The following is a 17474-nucleotide window of genomic DNA, read 5'->3' as shown; positions in this document are numbered from 1 at the left end:
GGTCAGCCCTTGATGCCGGTCTGTGCGACGCCCTGTACCAGCCAGCGCTGCAGGAAGAGGAACACGAACACCAGGGGCAGGATCGAGATGGCGGTGGCCATGAAGATCAGGTGGTAGTTGACGGTCTGGTTGGTCATGTACGAGGAGAGGGCGACCTGGACGGTCCAGGCGCTGGGGTCCTGGCCGATGACCAGCGGCCACAGGAACGAGTTCCAGCCGCTGATGAAGGTGATCGTGGCCATGGCCGCGAAGAAGTTGAGCGAGTTCGGCACGACGATCCGCCAGTACGCGCCCCAGTAGCCGAGCCCGTCCACGCGCGCCGCCTCCTCGAGTTCCTTGGGGAATCCGAGGTAGTACTGCCGGAAGAGGAAGCAGGTGAAACCGCTGAAGAGGCCCGGGATGATGAGACCGCGGTAGGAGTCCACCCAGCCGAGTGACGAGACCAGCACGAAACTCGGCACGAAGGTGACGGCGGTGGGGATCATCAGGGTGGCGAGCACCGCGTAGAACACCTTGTTGGCGTGCCTGTACGGGATGCGGGCCAGGCCGTAGCCGGCCAGTGAGCAGACCAGCAGGGTGCCGACCGTCGTCAGGACGGCGACTATGGCCGAGTTGACCAGCGAGCGGCCGAAGTCGACGGTCACGTCGTGGAACGGCTCGGTGATGTTGCCCCACTGGATGTGGCTGGGGAACCACTTCCAGTTCTCACCCGTGATCTCCGGGTCCTGCATCAGCGAATTGCGGACGATCAGGTAGAAGGGGAGCAGGAAGAGCAGCGCGGCAATCCCGACGGCGATGTAGAGGCCGGCGTTGCCGATGCCGCTTCCCCGCTTGACACGGCGCGGCCCCTCGACCGGAGGGGTGGTGGTGGTCACTTGGACTCCTCCCCCCTTCCGAAGCCCATGAGCTTGCCCTGGAACAGGGTCACGACGCAGATCAGGAGGGTCAAAATGACCGCGCCCGCGCTGCCCTGGCCGTAGTCCTGGTTCACACCGATGGCCGTCTTGTAGAGGATCACGAGGGGCGGCTGGCCCCACGTGGCCCTGCCCATCAGGTTGAAGAACTCGTCGAAGGCCTGGTAGGCCGCGATGAGCAGCAACAGGATCACCGCGGTGGAGGTGGCCCGCAGCTGAGGGAGTGTGATGTACCGGAAGGTCTGCCAGCCGGACTTGGCGCCGTCGATGGCGGCGGCTTCGTACAACTCCGACGGGATGTTCTGGAGTGCCGCCAGGAACAGGATCATATAGAAACCGGCCTGCAGCCACAGGCGCAGCGTCACGATGACCAGCCAGTACCAGGGCGGGCTGGGATTGGCGAGCCAGGCCACCTGGTCGATGCCGAACCAGCCGAGGACGGTGTTGGCCAGACCGAAGCGGACACCGTTGAAGATGGACATCTTCCAGATGAGCGAGGCGGCCACGTAGCTGCAGGCGGTCGGCAGGAAGAACACCGACCGGAAGAACGCCCGCAGATACGTCAGCCGGTGCACCAGCAGCGCGAGGCCCAGTGAGAGCCCCCAGGTGAGCGGCACGATGAATGCGGCGAACACCGTGAACGTCACCAGCGAGCCGGTGAAGTTGGGGTCCGTCAGGACCGTCTTGTAGTTGTCGAAGCCGATGAACTTGCTCGGCGTGACGGTGAACCGGGCGTCGAAGAAGCTGAGCCACAGGCTCCAGCCGATCGGCACGAAGACGAAGATCACCAGGCCGATCAGGAACGGGCCGGTGAAGAGCCAGAAGTTGAGTGTGGTGTTGGACCGCAGGCCCCGCCGCGGCCGGGCCTTGGAGGCCTTGGCCGGGGCGGGGCGTGCGAGGTCGCGCGCAGCCGTGGTCGACATGTCGGGGTCCGTCCGCCGTCCTATCCGAACAGCTTCTTGAGCTCGCGGTTGACCTTCGTGTCGCACGTGTCGAGCGCGGCCTCCGGGTTCCCGTTCTTGCGGACGGTGTTGGCGATGACGTCGTTGAACGCGGTGATCATGGCCTGGGTCCAGCCGATGTTGTCGAAGTGCCCGTACGTGTTGAACAGCTTGACGCTGTCAGCGGCCGCACCGGACTTGAGCTTGTCGGCCTGTGCGGCGATCGAGGCCCGCGGCGGGATGTGGAAGCCGTAGGAGGTGGCGAAGTCCGCCTGGTACTGCTTCTGGTCGATCCACAGCCACTTCACGTACTCCTTGGCCGCGTCGACGTTGTCGCCCTTGGCGTTGACGAACATCGACCAGCCGCCGTTGTAGACCGACTGCTTGCCGTTCGAGCCGACCTTCGGGAACGGGAAGACGCCGAAGTCGTCGCCGAGCGCCTGCTGCGTGGTGGGCATCCCCCACATGCCGCCCCACTGGATGGCGCACAGGCCCTGGTTGAACGCGGACGGGTCCCAGAAGTCGGCCGGGGCGTCCAGCAGCAGGTGGCCGCTGGTGAACAGCGTGCGCAGCTTCTTCAGGCCCTCGACGACCCCGTCCGTGTGGTAGGCGATCTGGTTCTTGTCGTCCAGGGTGTCGGCGCCGGCCGACCAGATGAGGTTGTTCTGGATCGGGGTGAGGTCGTTGCCGAGGAAGAGGCCCTTGACCTTGCTGGTGGTGAGCTTGGCAGCAGCCTCGATCAGCTCGTCGAGCGTGGTCGGTACCTGGACGTTCGCCTTCTCCAGCATGGACTTGCGGTAGAAGAAGAACTGCGGGTCGTCGATCATCCGGACGCCGTATATCTTCCCGTCGACCGTGTGCGACTTGATGTCGGCCGGATTGAAGTCGTCCTTGACCGGGTCGATGATGTCGGTGAGGTCGGCCACCTGACCGCTCTTGACGAGCTGGATCTGCGGGTGGAACTCGAAGACGTCGGGCGCCTGCTTGGTGAGCAGGGCGGGAAAGAGCTTGTTCTCGAAGTTGTTCCCGGTGATCCACTGCGTGGACACATTGGCCTTCGTGTACGCCTTCGCGTAGCGCTTCACGGCCTGTTCGACGCCCGGCTCGCCGTAGGCGTGGAAGTACTGGACGAGGTTCGTGCCCGAACCGCTGCCGCCCCCGCGGCCGTTGTTGCTCCCGCAGGCGGAGAGCGTGCCGGCGGCTGCCAGGCCCGCTGCGGCCTTCAGGAGTGATCGGCGGTCCCAGTTGCTGCTGCTCGTTGCCGACATGCTGACGTCCTTGTCTCGAAGCGCGGCTGCGGCTCTCGCGGCTCAGCGCGAGGTTGTTCGAAGGAGGTGCGGTGCGGGACGTTAGATCTTCGGCTAAGGCTTCGGCAAGGGGTTGGACGAAGTCTGTGCGAAACGTTGCGTCCGGTTCGGGATGACGAACAAGAGGGTGGATCCGGGATGAGGGCCGCCGGGTCAGGGCGGCCGGCGGCCCTCGGCTGCGGGGGTGTTACTGCCTGGCCCAGGCCTCGTTGGGGCCGCCGTTGCAGCTGTACAGGATCACCTTGCTGCCATCGGCGGTCGCCTGAGAGCTGACGTCCAGGCACTTGCCGGACGCCTCGCTGACGATCTGGCCGCTCGCGTTGAGCAGCCACCGCTGAGTGGCGTCACCGGTGCGGTCGGCGACGGTCGTGAGCCCCGAACTTCCGGCGGTCAGATAGCCGTTCACGCCCTTGAGGGTGCCGTCCGCGGCGTACGACCAGGACTGCTCGGTCCCGCCCGTGCAGGTGCTGATCGCGGCGCCCGAGGCGCCCGCCGTCAGGCACTTGCCGGACTGCGTGCCCTTCCAGGCGCCCGTCACGGCCGTCGTGGCGTGCCCGCGCTGGTCGAGGACGAAGGTCGTGATCGAACGCGCGGCGAGGGTGGTGGAGACGGTGGAGCCGTTCACGGCCGGCTTGTCGACCGAGGCCCAGTCCTCCGTGGCCGACGTCCTGACCGCCTTCTCGGCCCGCACCGGCGTCCTGCTGTTGAAGTGCAGGTTCAGCGCCGTGTCGGAGGTGTTGTGGTTGTTGACCACGACCACCCACTTGCCCTTGTCGTCGTACGTCGTGACCTCGACCCCGCTCGGTGCGCCGGTCACGTTGTGCGCGACCGATCCCGGCCTGACGAACTTGCTGTACTGGCCGAGCGCGTAGTACCGCTTGGTGAAGTACAGCTTCTGGTCGCCGTTCGTGGCGTAGTCGGGGTCGTAGTAGATCAGGCCGTCGTTCCAGCCCTGGTCGTTCTTCGTGTACGGGTCGGCGCCGTAGCCGCTGGCCAGGGCCACCCACCACTGGAACGCCGAGTCGTGCGCGGTCGCGAAGTCCTTGTAGATGATCCGCGACATCAGCAGGGCGTTGTCGATCGTCGGGTCGTACTCCTGGTTCCAGCCCGTGGAGCCCTTGCCGAAGCAGCAGATCTCCGTGGCCCAGGGCTGTTTGCCGACCGTCTTCGACGTCTCGTAGATGTCGGCGAGCTGCCCGTCGTCGGGGTTGTTGTAGGTGTGATGGGCCAGCTTGGAGACGTACTGGGCGGTGCCGGGCTGCGAGATCCACTGCGGGAGCTCGCTGGTGAACTGGGTCGTCTTGCTGGACTCGTCCGCGATGATGCCGGTCTTCTGGTGGCGGGCCTTCTGCTCGGCGCCCAGCGCCCGCACGATGTCGTCGCGCTGGTCGACGGGTACCGGCATGCCTTCCTGGCCGCAGTCGGCGAAGCTGTTGTCCGGCTCGTTGAAGGGGCTGATGTAGTCGAGCTTCGCGCCCTGCCGCGCGAAGTGGTCGGTCACGTCGGCTATGTACTTGGCGAAGTCGCCCTCGTTCTCCGGCTTCAACTGGCCGCCGCAGCTCTTGCCGTTGGTGGTCCACTGGGCGGGCGCGCTGTTCACGAAGCCGATCAGGTCCTTCACGCCGTACTTCGCGGCGTACTTCAGGAACGTCCGGCCGCCCTTGTCCTTGCTCCAGTCATAGGTGCCGTCGGCGTTCAGGAAGTCCTCGGCGGCGCGGGCCGGGGTGGTGACCGCGACGCCGCCACCGCCGATGTTGTAGCGGTACGAGCTGAGGTCCAGGCCCTCCTTGGAGAAGAGCAGCCCCGCCACCCGGGCCTGGACGGCCGGCGAGAAGTGCTGGAGGTCGTTGACCCACCAGGCACCGGAGGCGCCGATGTTGTCGATGGTCTGAGCGGCGTGCGGGGAGACCTCGGCCGCCCGGGATTCGGCGGCGCCCGCGGGTGGGGCGGAGATCAGGGCGCCTGTGACAGCCAGTGCGGCTGCGGCTGTCGCGAGGACGCGTCTGTGGGGGGAACGGTTCGTGGATCTGTTGGTGCGCGTCAACGTGCATCCCTTCCGTCGTCATGAAGGCGGTGCGGTACGGCTCCTTGTGGGGGTGGCGCTTCTGGGCCTCTGGCTGACCGACTGAAGCGCGCCTTCGAGGGCGAAGGTCGCGGCTCCGAGGCAGACAGGGTCGGTGGGGATGGGGGACAGGACGATCTCCGTGGCCGTGAGCGGCCGCTTCAGCGCGTGCCGGGCGACGGCCTCGCGCACCTCGTTCAGCAGCGGCTCGCCGAGGGTGGCGGCGACCCAGCTGCTGAGCACGACCATCTCCGGGTTCAACAGGTTGACCAGGTCGGCGATCCCGGCGCCGAGGTAGCGGGCGGTGTCCCGCACGACCTTGAGCGCGACCGGGTCCTGAGCGGCGACCCCGCGCGCGAGGGCGTCGATCGTGGCGGTCTGGTCCTCGGGGTGCAGCAGGGGGCTCTGCGGGCTCAGCTCCCGCAGGTTGAGCATGATGCCGGGGGCGCCGACGTACGTCTCCACACAGCCGTGGTTGCCGCAGTGACACAGCCGTCCGTCCAGCACCAGCGTGGTGTGGCCCCACTCGCCGGCGCTGTTGCTGACGCCGCGGTGCAGGCCGCCGCCCAGCGCCAGGCCGGCGCCCACACCCGTGCCCAGATTGACGACCACGGCGTCCCCGCGCCCGCGGGCCGCCCCGAACCACAGCTCGGCGACCGCGCAGGCGCGCAGCGGGTTGTCCAGGTAGAGGGGGTAGGCGATGTGCTCGGAGAGCAGGTCGAGCAGCGGTACGTCGTGCCAGTCCCAGTTCGGGGCGTACTCCGACACACCCCGGTCGCGGTCGACCTGTCCCGGGACGCTCACGCCCACGCCGAGGACGCGGGCGCCCTCCACCCCGGCCTGGGTGACGACCGAGCCGACGGCCGCGGCGACATGGGCGACGACCTGCTCGGGGCGGTTCTCGCCGGGGCGCATGTCCTCGTCGGCGCGGGCGAGCATGTCCAGCGCCAGGTCGAACAGCTCGACCCGGACGTAGGTCTCCGCGATGTCGACGCCGATCAACGCGCCCCCCGACGCGTTGACCGCGACCAGGCCGCGCGGCCGGCCGCCCGCCGAGTCCTCGAAGCCGACCTCGGTCAGCATGCCGAGGTCCAGCAGCTCACCGACGAGGGTGGCGACCGTGGCCAGACTGAGACCGGTCGCCGCCGCCAGCTCCTGGCGGGACGTGGGGGAGCGGGCGATGATCTGGCGCAGCACCTCGTAACGGTTCGCTGTGCGAATATCGCGTGAGGTGCGCTTGACCGGCACGTCCCCCATCCTCCCCGGGTCACGGCGAGGCCTCGTGCCTCGGCGCGGCAGGAGCCTATGCCGCAGGCGGACTTTCTACAAGGGGTTAGGAAAGGGGCTTTATGAAGTCCGCCGAATCGCCGCGGCCCTGTCTCAACAGCCGAGGACCTCCCGCACGAACGCGTTCCGGAACTTGCCCGCCGGGTCCAGCTCTGCCGCCAGCGCCGCGAAGTCGTCCAGCCGCGGGTAGCGTGCGCGGAGCACCTGCTCGGGCATGGTGAAGACCTTGCCCCAGTGCGGCCGCGCCTCCAGACCGTCCAGCGCCTCCTCGACCCGCCGCACCACGGGCAGCACGGCCGCCGTGTCCTCGACCCAGGTGAAGTGCAGCGCCACGGTGTCCCGCCCGTACGCCGGACTCAGCCACTGCGCGTCGGCGGCCACCGTCCGCACCTCGCAGGTCTGCAGCACGGGCGCGACCGTCGCCCGGATCTCGTCGAGGGCGTGCAGTGCGGCCGCAGCGTACGGGCGCGGCAGCAGATACTCGGACTGCAGCTCCGCGCCGCTGCTCGGGGTGAAGTCCGCCCGGAAGTGCGGCAGCCTTTCGTGCCAGGGCCCCGGGACGCCGAACTGCTCGGTGCAGTTGACCGCGGGCATGCCCGGCACCGGATGCATCGCCTCGGTGGCGGGCGAGGCCCACGGGAAGTCGGGCAGCGGCTGGTCCGTGCGGCGCTTGAGCCACACCTGCCTGAAGCCCGGGGCGCGCCAGTCGGTGAACAGGCTCACGCTGTACGCGCTCGCCGCCACGGTCTCGTAGTCGAGGCCCTCCAGGGCCAGCTCGGTGAAGACGTGCTGTTCGACCTCGTACGACGGCTCCAGGTCGAGGGTGAGGGCCGTGACCACGCCGAGCGCGCCGAGGGAGGTCACCGCACCGTCGAAACGGGGCTCCCCTCGGGAGATCCGTACCGTCGAGCCCTCCGCGGTGACCAGCTCCACCTCGCGCACGGCCGAGGCGAGCGAGCCGTTGGCGACCCCCGAGCCGTGGGTGCCGGTCGCCACCGAGCCCGCCACCGAGATGTGCGGAAGGGAGGCCATGTTGTGCAGCGCCAGCCCGTGCTCGTGGACCATCCGGGCGAGCTCGGCGTACCGGACGCCACCGCCGACGCGCACCGTGCGGGCCGCGGTGTCCACGTCGACCTCGTCCGGCAGGTCGGCGAGGGAGAGCAGGACGCCGTCGGCTCCCGGTTCGGCGATCTCGTTGAACGAGTGCCCGCTGCCGAGCACCCGCACGGCCGCGCTGTCCGCGACGAGCGAGCGCAGCGCGTCCAGCGAGTGCGGGCGGTGCAGTTCCTTGGCGGCGTAGGTGATGTTGCCGGCCCAGTTGGTCACGGTCTCGGTCATGCCGTCGTCCCTCCCCGGAGAATCCAGTGGCTACCGGAATCCCAGCCGAACGGCACCGGGTGATCAAGCCCCGTTCGCATGCTGAATCCCGCGAACAAGGTGAAAAGCGACAGAAGTGGGCAACGTGCGCGTCGGCGGGGACCCGGCACCGCCGGCCGACGGGCCGGGGCATACCGTGAGGAGTCGAGCAACACTCGCCGGAAACGAGGAGAACGGGATGGGTGACAGTCGCACCGCGCTGGTCGAGGACCTGATGGAGCGTTTCCCGCATGTGCCGCGGGAGGCCGTCTTCAAGGAGGACCTGCTGCGGGGTGGAGTCGCCTTCGACCAGTCGGCGCTCAGTGACAATGAGGACGGCGACGTCAAGCCGAAGTCGTACTTCATCTTCTCCTTCGACCACGGCACCCTGCCGGAGCTGGGCGAGGCCGCGCTGCGCCGTCCGCCTGAGGAGATCATCCTCACCGGCGGCCCCTACGACCTGCGGCGGACCGTCGTCTCCGTACGGGTGAACCCCGCCTCGCCGTACCGGGTCGCCGCCGACGGCGAGGGCCTGCTCGGGCTGTACCTCGACGGCAGGCGGATCGCGGACGTCGGCGTGCCGCCCATGCCGGAGTACTACCGGCACACCCTCTCCAACGGGAAGTCCGTGATGGAGGTCGCCCCCACCATCCAGTGGGGCTACCTCATCTATCTGACCGTCTTCCGGGTCTGCCAGTACTTCGGCGCCAAGGAGGAGTGCCAGTACTGCGACATCAACCACAACTGGCGCCAGCACAAGGCGGCCGGGCGGCCGTACACGGGCGTCAAGGACGTCGAGGAGGTGCTGGAGGCGCTCGAGATCATCGACCGCTACGACACCCAGAAGGCGTCCACGGCCTACACCCTCACCGGCGGCGCGATCACCTCCAAGGTGGCCGGCCGTGACGAGGCCGACTTCTACGGGCATTACGCCAAGGCCATCGAGGAGCGCTTCCCCGGCCGCTGGATCGGCAAGGTCGTCGCGCAGGCGCTGCCGAAGGACGACGTGCAGCGCTTCAAGGACTACGGCGTCCAGATCTACCACCCCAACTTCGAGGTGTGGGACCGCCGGCTGTTCGAGCTGTACTGCCCCGGCAAGGAGCGGTACGTCGGCCGGGACGAGTGGCACCGGCGCATCCTCGACTCGGCGGAGGTCTTCGGCGCGCGCAACGTGATCCCCAACTTCGTCGCGGGCGTGGAGATGGCCGAGCCCTTCGGCTTCACCACGGTCGACGAGGCCATCGCCTCCACCACCGAGGGCCTGCGCTTCTTCATGTCGCACGGCATCACCCCCCGCTTCACCACCTGGTGCCCGGAGCCCACGACCCCGCTCGGCAAGGCCAACCCCCAGGGCGCGCCGCTGGAGTACCACATCCGGCTGCTGGAGGCCTACCGGGCCACCATGGACGACTTCGGCCTCTCCTCGCCCCCCGGCTACGGCCCGCCCGGCCCGGGCCGGGCGGTCTTCTCCGTCAGTTCGTTCATGGACAGTCTCCCGGCGGACGAAGTCGTGGGCGAAGGGGCCGAAGAACCGACGCTTGCGTAACGATGCGATCACGGGCCCCGCGCGCTGAGTCGCAGCGGGGCCGTGGTCCGTACAACTCCACAACGCAACCACCGGCAACGGCATGTGAATACGCCGCTTGTCAGTTGTGTGGGAGCCGTGAAAGGCTCTGGGCCTGTCGTTGAGACGACCCTCAACTCCCTTGTCCCTCCGGTGAGTTGGCTTTGCTTGTGGAAGCAGTTGACGCAGGAGCCCCCATGCCCGACCTGCCGACCCCCCAGGACGCCGCCGAGGCAGCACTGTTCTCGGAGTGCTGGGACGCGGTCCTGTCGTACGCCGACCTGTGCACGTCCGGTTCGGCCGTCGGCAGGCAGCTGGCCACCGAGGCCTTCTCCCACGGCATCCAGGAGGTCCGCGCGGGCGAGGCGCAAAGGAAGGCCACCGGGCGCCGCGTGCCACGCCTGCCCCGGATCCCCCTGCTGCTGACCGCGGTTCGCACCACCGCCGCGGCCTGGGAGACGGAGGGCAGGGGACACCATCTCGACCCCGACCTTCGGCTGTGGCTCAACTCCGGCAACGCCGCCCGTTACACCGGTCCGCCCCTCCAGCGCCCGCTCGCACTGCGCGGTCTGAAGGACATGCAGGAGCCGGACGCGGCCCTGCTGTGGCTCGCGGAGGTCGAGGCCCTGCCGCTGCCCGACGTGGCCCGCCGGTTCGGCCTGGATCCGGCGACCGCGGCCGGGGAACTCGCCCAGGTGCGCGCCCTGTTCCGGGACCGTTGCCAGCGCAACCACCTCGACACGCCCATGGACCCCGACTGCCGCAGCTACGCCCGGCTGCTCGACGCGGTCACCCGCTCCTCGGGCGCGGAGACGCCCGAGGACCTCTCCCGGCACCTCGCGACCTGCGTGGAGTGCGCGGAGGCGGCGGCCTGCCTCAGGCTGCACGGCGGCACGCCCGCCGCACTCGCGAGCGGGGTGATCGGCTGGGGCGGACTCGCCTACCTGGAGCGGCGCCGCAGGGCGGCGGAGGCCGGACTGAGCGGCGGGCGCGCGGACGCGGGTACGGACCGGGGCATCACCGTGGGCGCCCAGGCGCGGCCCCGGATCGGGCGCACCGGGGTCCTCGCCGCCGCCGTGATCGTGTCCGCGCTCGCGCTCACCGTCTCGCTGCTGCAGCTGGGCAGCTCGGACGGGGACGACACCACCGCGGGCAGCACGGTGACCGGCCAGTCGGTCACCGCGCCGGGGCTGTCCTCGTCGCCTCGCGGCCCGTCCTCGGGCGACGGCACGGCCGGCGCCTCCGCCACCTCCCGGCCGTCCGGCTCCCACAGCGCGACGAGGAGCGGGGACTCCGACACCGAACCGCAGGGCACGTCCACGAGCCCGGTCGACGACCCGTCCACGGCCTCCGGCCCCGACAAGGCGACCCCGCCGACGTGCCGGGTGAAGTACGAAGTGCTCAACCAGTGGCCGGACGGCTTCCAGGCCACCGTCACGGTGACCTCGACCAGGGCGCTCGCCGACTGGCGCATCGGCTGGACCTTCCAGGACGGCCAGCGCATCACCCAGATGTGGGACGGCACCTACACCCAGGACGGCCCCGAGGTCACCGCGAAGGCCGCCGACTACAACAAGCAGGTCGCCGCGAACGGCACCTTCGCGGTCGGCTTCCTCTCCTCCTGGCACGGCGGCAACGCGCGGCCGCGCGCCTTCACGTTGAACGGGGCGCGCTGCACCACGGTGAGCTGAGCCCGGCGGGGCTGTGGGCCGGGCGCGCCGTCCGCGTCGACCGCGGCCGGTGGCCATGGTCACCGCCGACGGGCAGCTGCGCGCAGACACCGCCTTCGTGCTCGGGCAAGCGCCCGGACGACCTGGCTGACCTCCACCTCCGCCGCTGTCTCCGCAACAGATCCGGACGGTGGATCCGGGTTCAGTACTCGACCGCGCGGAGCGCTTCTCAGCGCACCCTGGACTCCACGAAGGCCGCGAGCCGCCCGAGGGTGTCGAAGGTGTCACCGCCGATCTCCTCGGTCTCGATCTCGATCCCGAACCGTTTCTGCAATGCGACGATGAGCTTGACGACGGTGAGTGAGTCGAGCTCAGGAAGACTGCCGTACAGTCCCGTCTCCGGCCCGAAGTCCTTGGCCTGGTCCTCGATGTCCAGCGTGACCACCACGACGGCCTTGACGTCCTCGAAAATCGCCTGCGAGATCTCTGGCGAGCGAGTCATGTGGCTTCTCCTCATCGGTCGTGCAGACCCGGCGGCGTGCGATCCGCACCGACACCTCCGTCATTGCCGGAGGGCCGAGGAACGGTGTGGGAGTGGCCGTCATCCAGGGCGGGAGGCGGTGAGCTCCTGGCGAAGCAATGCCCGGTCGAACTTGCCGTTCGGCGTTCGGGGCAGGACGCGAAGGACCACCACCTCGGCGGGCACCATGTAGCCGGGTAGTTCCTGCCGCAGGTGTGCGGTCACCGCGGCCGGGTCGAAGCCGGCGGGATCGCAGGGTGTCACGACGAGGACGATCCGGTGGCCGAGTGCCTCGTCCTCGAGGCCCAGCGCGACGGCGTCGTGGACCAGGCCGGTCTCGTACGCCACTTCCTCGATCTCTTGCGGGCTGACCCGATATCCCCGTGTCTTGATCATGTCGTCACGCCGTCCGACGAAGTACAGGAAGCCCTCCTCGTCGCGGACGACGACATCGCCGGACCAGACCGCCAGCTCGGGCGTACACAGCTCGACCGGACGGTTCGGCGGCGGCCGGAACCGCTCGGCCGTGCGCTCCGCGTCATTCCAGTAACCCAACGTGACAAGCGGACCTCGGTGCACCAGCTCACCCGGCTCTCCCGGACCGCACAGGCCGCCGTCCTCCCGGACCACGAGGATCTCGGCGTTCGGGATGGCCTTGCCGATCGAATCGGGCCGCCGGTCGACCTCCCGGGGATCGAGGTAGGTGGAGCGGAACGCCTCTGTGAGGCCGTACATCAGGTATGGCGTTGCGTTCGGGAAGATCGCTCGCAGTCGTTGCAGGGTAACGCGCGGGAGCCGCCCCCCAGTGTTTGCGAAGTAGCGCACCCCGGCCACGGCCTCGGGCGGCCACGTCTGGGCTGCGAGCTGGATCCACAGCGGCGGTATGCCCACCAGCCCGGTGATGCGGTGCTTCGCGCACGGGCGTACGACATCCCCCGGCAGCAGGTAGTCGGCCAGCACCACGTGGGCACCGACGCAGAAGCCGGTCGTCAATTGGCTCAGTCCGGCGTCGAAGCTCAGCGGGAGAACGGCCAGGATTCGGTCCTCTGCCGTGTTGTTCAGGTAAGTGCTGACGCTCTCCGCGCCGACGACGAGGTTGCGGTGCGACAGCACGACCCCCTTCGGGGGCCCGGTGCTCCCCGACGTGTAGAGGATCGCGGCCACATCCGTGTCCACGCCGCCCGTCGGAGGACACACGGTCTGGCTCGCGCGCTCGGCGACCTTCGACCAGGGGAGCACGCGGTAAGGGGCTTCCTCGTCCTCGACAAGCGAGTCGCCCAGCACGAGTACGTGGGAGAGCGACTTGCAGGCGGCGAGCTCGGCGCGCAGGGTCCGCAGCCGGTCCGTGGAGGTCACCAGTATCCGCACGGCGCAGTCGTCGAGGATGTGCCTCACTTGCCCGGCCCGCAGCACGGGATTCACCGGGACGAACACGCCACCGGCCCGCGAGCAGGCGAGCAGCGCCACTACGGTCTCGATCCTCTTGTCGAGGAAGATCGCGACGCGCTCGCCGCCGTCGAGGCCGAGGTCGCGCAGGCCGGCGGCCGCGAGCTCCGTCCGCTCGTGCAGATCGGTGTAGGAGATCGTGGTCGTACGTGCGGTCAGGGCGGGCGCGCCGGAGTCGCGTCGGGCGGACCTCGCAACGAGGTCCGGCAATCGGGTGATCATCTCGGCGGATTCCTCTCTGTCGCTCTTGCCTGGCAGCCGACGAGTCCCGGCCCTCCGTCCTGCGCCGGCTCGTCTCCGAGGGCAGGGCCGGGAGCGCCTGGTTCTCTGGACACGGGGGTTCGACAGCTCGTGCGGTGGACCTGGGCACCGGAGACGACCGCGAACGGTCACACGAGGGACGTGGTCATCCGGCGTTCACCTCGACGGTCGGCGAGCAGTCGGCCAGGCGCACCGGGTCGACCATCCCGACCAGGACTTCGCGCGGTCCGGTGAAGGGCTCCCTGCTGTGTGCGCTGCGGATGTTGTCGACGAGCATCAGATCGCCCGCCTGCCAGGGCTCCCGCATGGTGTTGGCCTTGTACACCTCGTTGATCAGCTGCACGACGTCCTCGCCTATCGGATCGCCGTCTCCGAAGCGGGTGGTGAACGGCAGCCCCTCGGCGCCGTAGGTGTCGACCAGGAACTCGTGGACCTCGGGGTCGAGCGTCCACTCGTTGAGGAAGGCGATCTGGTTGAACCAGCAGCGCCGCCCGGTGACCGGGTGCCGCACCACCGCGCTGCGGCGCTGCCAGGTGCACAGCCCTCCATCGGGTCGCCACTCGAACTCGATGGCATTGGCGCGGCAGTAGCTCTCGACCGCGCCACGGTCCTCGGTGCCGAACGCCTCGGCGACCGACGTGCCGATCTCCTCGTTGTAGTTGCGGACGAGCATCCAGCCCTCCCGCTCGAGCCGTTGAACGAGGTCACCGGGCAGGGCGTCGAGTACGGCCGTCGAGTCCGCCACACCGGTCGCCCCGCCCTCGGTGGGCGCGGACAGGCACGCGAAGAGCATCAGGCCGGGAAACTCGAGCCGGTAGCTCAGTTCGTGGTGCATGCACATCGGCTGGTTCGGCGGCCACTTCGAGGAGGAGTACACGCCCTCTGCGTAGGTCCGCCGGGAGGCGAAGGCCTCTCTCTCGGTCATCAGCCCCGTGCCGGCCAGTTGGTGGAAGACGGCGACGGTCTCGGCCGCGTCGCGCAGCCCGAGGCCACCGACGAGGACCGATCCGTGCTCGGCGACCACCGCGCGCAGCGCCGCGCGGTGCTCGGCTGCCCAGCGCACCGTGTCGCCGGCAGGTCTGGTGTGCAGGATCGGCGGTTTGCCGGGTCGCAGGTCCATCTCGAGCAGGGCCGCCTGGGGAGAGGACGACATCTCATTCCTCCTTGATTCCTCGATGTGCACTCAGGAAGGAGCCACCCATTCGGTTCCACCGTGCTGGCGCCCGGGCCGGCGACCATCAGCGCGAGGGCGGTGAGGTGGTGGCCGGCGATCCTCTCGGCGCTCCCCGCGTCGAACGCGTCGGTGCGGTGGTGCGGTGGTGCAGGTGCGGCGCGAGGCGGCCGCCGGGGTCGCGAGCGCCACCCGGAGCACGGCGTCCTCGGCGAGTTCGGTGCTGATCCTGCCGCCGGCGTCGAGGTTGCCGATCGGGTCGAACTCGGTCCCGAACGCCGGCCCGGCCACGCCCGGCTCGCGCTTGAGCTCGTCCACCGCGAAGTCCCTGTGCCGTAGCAGGTCCCAGATCGCGGTCGCGCGACCCGCGCGCAGGACAGCCCGCCGGAACTCCCGGCCGGTTTCAACCCGACTGTCCATCGAATCGTCCCCACGTTCCATGTTCGCCGGGTGTCAGTCGCCGCGGACGAGCACGGCGGCGCAGTCGTCGAGGCTGATCCTGCGCACCTGATAGGTCGGCCGACTGCTCGCGCATCTTCCTGGCCGGGTTCCCGCCCCACAGTGCGTGCGGTGGCATTTCCTCGCCCTTCATGAGGAAGGAGCTGGTGGCGAGCACCGCGCCGTCGCCCATCGTCACGCCGTAGTGGACGAATGCGCCGACACCGAGCGTGCAGCCGGCACCGATCACGATGCGGTCCGACTTGAATCCTCCGTCCTCCTGCGAGTGGCACTGAACGACGGTGTCGACATTGAAGGTGCAGTCGTCCCCGATCGTGGTGAACGTCCGCTCGGGCACGCGGAGGCCGTCGTCGAAGACCCGGCGGCCGATCCGCATACCCAGCAGCCGCCAGATCACGTTCTTGAGCGGGGTGCCGTTGAAGAGGAGGACATAGGCGAGGGAACTCACCTTCCAGAAGCGTTCGTGCCGCCAGAAGGCGCGGTCGTAGATCGAGCAGCCCTGCGGCCGCAAGGCCTGCAGCGGCCGGACCAGCCGGTCGACCAGGACGTTGTAGGCGACGGTGAAGACGAAGATCCCGGCGGTGGCCAGGGCGAACGCGAGCGCGCCCAGGGAGCCCCAGAGGTCGATGGCGGCCAGGTAGAGCACGGTGACGATGAAGATGAAGATCCAGCGCACGAGCAGGAACAGCGCCATGCTGATGGTGTTGTAGACGTTCTTGGCCCGGAGGCGGCGGCGCAGCTCGTCCTTGCTCGCCACGTCGAGCTGCTTGTCACGCCTGACCGACCGAGGGATCACGAAGCTGGGTGCGCCCAGCAGGCCCACGCCTTCCCGCACCTGTCCGTCGACGGGAGCCATGACCTTCGTCGCGAGGAGGCAGTTGTCGCCCGTCCTGCCCTGCGCCGGATAGGCGATCATGTTCCCGAGGAAGTTCTCTGCCCCGATCGACACGCGGGACACCCGGAACGACGTGTTCGAGAAATCGGCATTGATGATGGACAGCCCGTCCGCGACCATCGTTCCGCTGCCGACCGCGCTGAGGAACGGGGTGTCGTGCTTGACCATTTCGCCGAAGTTCGAACCGGTCTGCCGCACCCCGCGCAGGTCGTAGCCCAGCCAACGCAGGTAGTGGACGACGTAGGAGGTGCCACCGAAGAGAGTGATGTGGAACCTGCTGTTGCTCGTGCGGGCGATCGCGCGGTGGATCCAGTAGTGGAATCCGTACAGCGGGTAGACCTTGTCCGGCTTGATGAAGAGGTTCAGCAGGCGCGGAACGGTTCCCACGAACACGAGGCCGACGAGCACGGCGCCGAAGAAGAGTACGGCGGACATGACCAGCGCGTCGTCGCGGTAGAACGTCCAGCTCGTGAAGGAGACCGGTCCCGCGGCCGACAGCGTAGCGAGCTGCGGGACCTTCGCGAGCGCGAGGACCACGACGCCGAACGTCAGCGGCATACCCACCAGAAGCAGGTTCACCACCTGCACGGTCGCGTAGACGACCCGTCGCCGGGTGCTGACGTCCATCGCGGGGATGCGCTGGCAGTCGACGTCGGCCGGCTGCGCGGGGGAGCCGTGCCAGCGCTCCCCGTCGGGCGCGGTCTGTCCGGCATGCAGCGAGGAGGAGTGCCCCAGCAGGGCCCCGTCACCCAGCGAGGTCCAGATGTCGAGCACCGTCATCTCGCCGACGAGCGCGTCCTTGCCGAGGCTGACCGCGCCCGTCTGGATGATGCCGTTGTGGGCCCGGTAGCCGTTGAAGAACGAATCCTTCCGGATCACCGCGCCGTCGCCGATGCTGAGCAGGTCGGTGCACACGGGCACGTTCCTGGAGAAGATGACGGCGCCGCGCCCGACCTTCGCGCCCAGTGCCCTCAGGTAGAGCACGTAGAGAGGTGAACCGACGAACAGCGCCATCGGGTTTCGCTGGACCAGGGTCTTCACGAGCCAGAAGCGGAAGTACGCCATGCTCCAGACACGGATCTGCTGCGGCTTCCACCGGCCGACAAGCACCCACTTGAGCAGGATCGGAAGGGCGCAGAGGCCGAGGAACATCGCGCCGCCGTACGCGACCGCCCGCAGATAGATGTCGACCGGGTTCGGGCCGGCCGAGACCCATGCGTAGCCCTTCACAGCGACGATCGCGGTAAGGGCGGGGTAGCCGAGGAGGAACAGGAGCTGCAACGCCCCGCAGAGGACGTACTCACCATTGCGCGCCCGCCTCGGCGGCTCAACGGGAGCCGCCGGAGTCGACGGCTGCGGGGCAGGCCTGGTTCTGGTGTCGATCTTGTTGTCGGCGAGGGCGGCTGCAAGGCTTCGGACGGTCGGGTGCTTGTAGACGTCCGGCATCGAGACCGGCGGCAGGTCGTTCTGTTTGCGTACCCGGGCGCAGAAGCGGGCCATCGTCATCGAGTCGGCGCCGAGGTCGTCGAAGAAGTGGCTGTCGATGGGCACGTGTTCGGTGCCCACGATATCGGCCAGCACCATCGCGAAGCGTTGCTCGCATGTGGTGAGAGTGGTCGGA

13 protein-coding genes are annotated in these 17474 nt (G+C 68.9%); 2 read left to right on the top strand and 11 right to left on the bottom strand.

Annotation, left to right across the window (positions count from 1 at the left end; genetic code table 11):
* Positions 1-2: 2 nt before the first annotated feature.
* The 6 genes from C3488_RS30015 to C3488_RS29990 all read right to left on the bottom strand — a co-directional run bounded on the left by C3488_RS30015 (position 3) and on the right by C3488_RS29990 (position 7849).
* The gene (locus C3488_RS30015) at positions 3-875 is read right to left on the bottom strand and encodes a carbohydrate ABC transporter permease (protein ID WP_103844032.1); all 873 of its coding nucleotides are present in this window, start codon (positions 873-875) and stop codon (positions 3-5) included.
* Positions 872-1837, bottom strand: coding sequence for a carbohydrate ABC transporter permease (locus C3488_RS30010; protein ID WP_103844031.1), 966 nt, complete (start codon positions 1835-1837; stop codon positions 872-874). Before C3488_RS30010 ends, C3488_RS30015 begins: the two co-directional genes overlap by 4 nt.
* A gap of 20 nt (positions 1838-1857) precedes the next feature.
* The gene (locus C3488_RS30005) at positions 1858-3123 is read right to left on the bottom strand and encodes an ABC transporter substrate-binding protein (RefSeq protein ID WP_103844030.1); all 1266 of its coding nucleotides are present in this window, start codon (positions 3121-3123) and stop codon (positions 1858-1860) included.
* Positions 3124-3349: 226 nt separating this feature from the next.
* Positions 3350-5206, bottom strand: a complete 1857-nt coding sequence (locus tag C3488_RS30000) for a glycoside hydrolase (protein ID WP_103844029.1) — start codon at positions 5204-5206, stop codon at positions 3350-3352.
* A gap of 18 nt (positions 5207-5224) precedes the next feature.
* Complete coding sequence (locus tag C3488_RS29995; protein WP_103844028.1) at positions 5225-6481, bottom strand: ROK family transcriptional regulator; 1257 nt, start codon at positions 6479-6481, stop codon at positions 5225-5227.
* Between the two features lie 123 nt (positions 6482-6604).
* A complete protein-coding gene (locus C3488_RS29990; protein WP_103844027.1) occupies positions 6605-7849 on the bottom strand; it encodes an FAD-binding protein in 1245 nt (414 codons plus the stop codon).
* Positions 7850-8066: 217 nt separating this feature from the next.
* Here C3488_RS29990 and C3488_RS29985 point away from each other — a divergent pair, with 217 nt between their 5' ends.
* Both C3488_RS29985 and C3488_RS29980 read left to right on the top strand, forming a co-directional pair.
* A complete protein-coding gene (locus tag C3488_RS29985) occupies positions 8067-9413 on the top strand; it encodes a radical SAM protein (RefSeq protein ID WP_103844026.1) in 1347 nt (448 codons plus the stop codon).
* 215 nt (positions 9414-9628) lie between these two features.
* A complete protein-coding gene (locus tag C3488_RS29980; protein ID WP_103844025.1) occupies positions 9629-11122 on the top strand; it encodes a cellulose-binding domain-containing protein in 1494 nt (497 codons plus the stop codon).
* Between the two features lie 208 nt (positions 11123-11330).
* Here C3488_RS29980 and C3488_RS29975 read toward each other — a convergent pair whose 3' ends face one another.
* From C3488_RS29975 to C3488_RS29955, 5 genes are all read right to left on the bottom strand, one after another.
* Entirely contained in the window at positions 11331-11603 is a 273-nt protein-coding gene (locus C3488_RS29975) for an acyl carrier protein (protein WP_103844024.1), read from the bottom strand.
* Between the two features lie 99 nt (positions 11604-11702).
* On the bottom strand, positions 11703-13289 hold the full coding sequence (locus tag C3488_RS29970) for an acyl-CoA ligase (AMP-forming), exosortase A system-associated (protein WP_103844023.1): 1587 nt from the start codon (positions 13287-13289) through the stop codon (positions 11703-11705).
* 184 nt (positions 13290-13473) lie between these two features.
* Entirely contained in the window at positions 13474-14481 is a 1008-nt protein-coding gene (locus C3488_RS29965; protein ID WP_103844022.1) for a TauD/TfdA family dioxygenase, read from the bottom strand.
* A 30-nt stretch (positions 14482-14511) separates the two neighbouring features.
* Entirely contained in the window at positions 14512-14919 is a 408-nt protein-coding gene (locus C3488_RS40815; RefSeq protein ID WP_103844021.1) for a hypothetical protein, read from the bottom strand.
* On the bottom strand, positions 14903-17474 hold a 2572-nt coding region (locus C3488_RS29955), incomplete at its 5' end, for a Pls/PosA family non-ribosomal peptide synthetase (protein ID WP_258053759.1). The genes C3488_RS40815 and C3488_RS29955, both read right to left, overlap by 17 nt.

Origin of the sequence: Streptomyces sp. Ru72 (assembly GCF_002920635.1) — a bacterium.
Lineage (GTDB): Bacteria > Actinomycetota > Actinomycetes > Streptomycetales > Streptomycetaceae > Streptomyces.
This window is presented reverse-complemented; position numbering and strand designations above follow the sequence as displayed.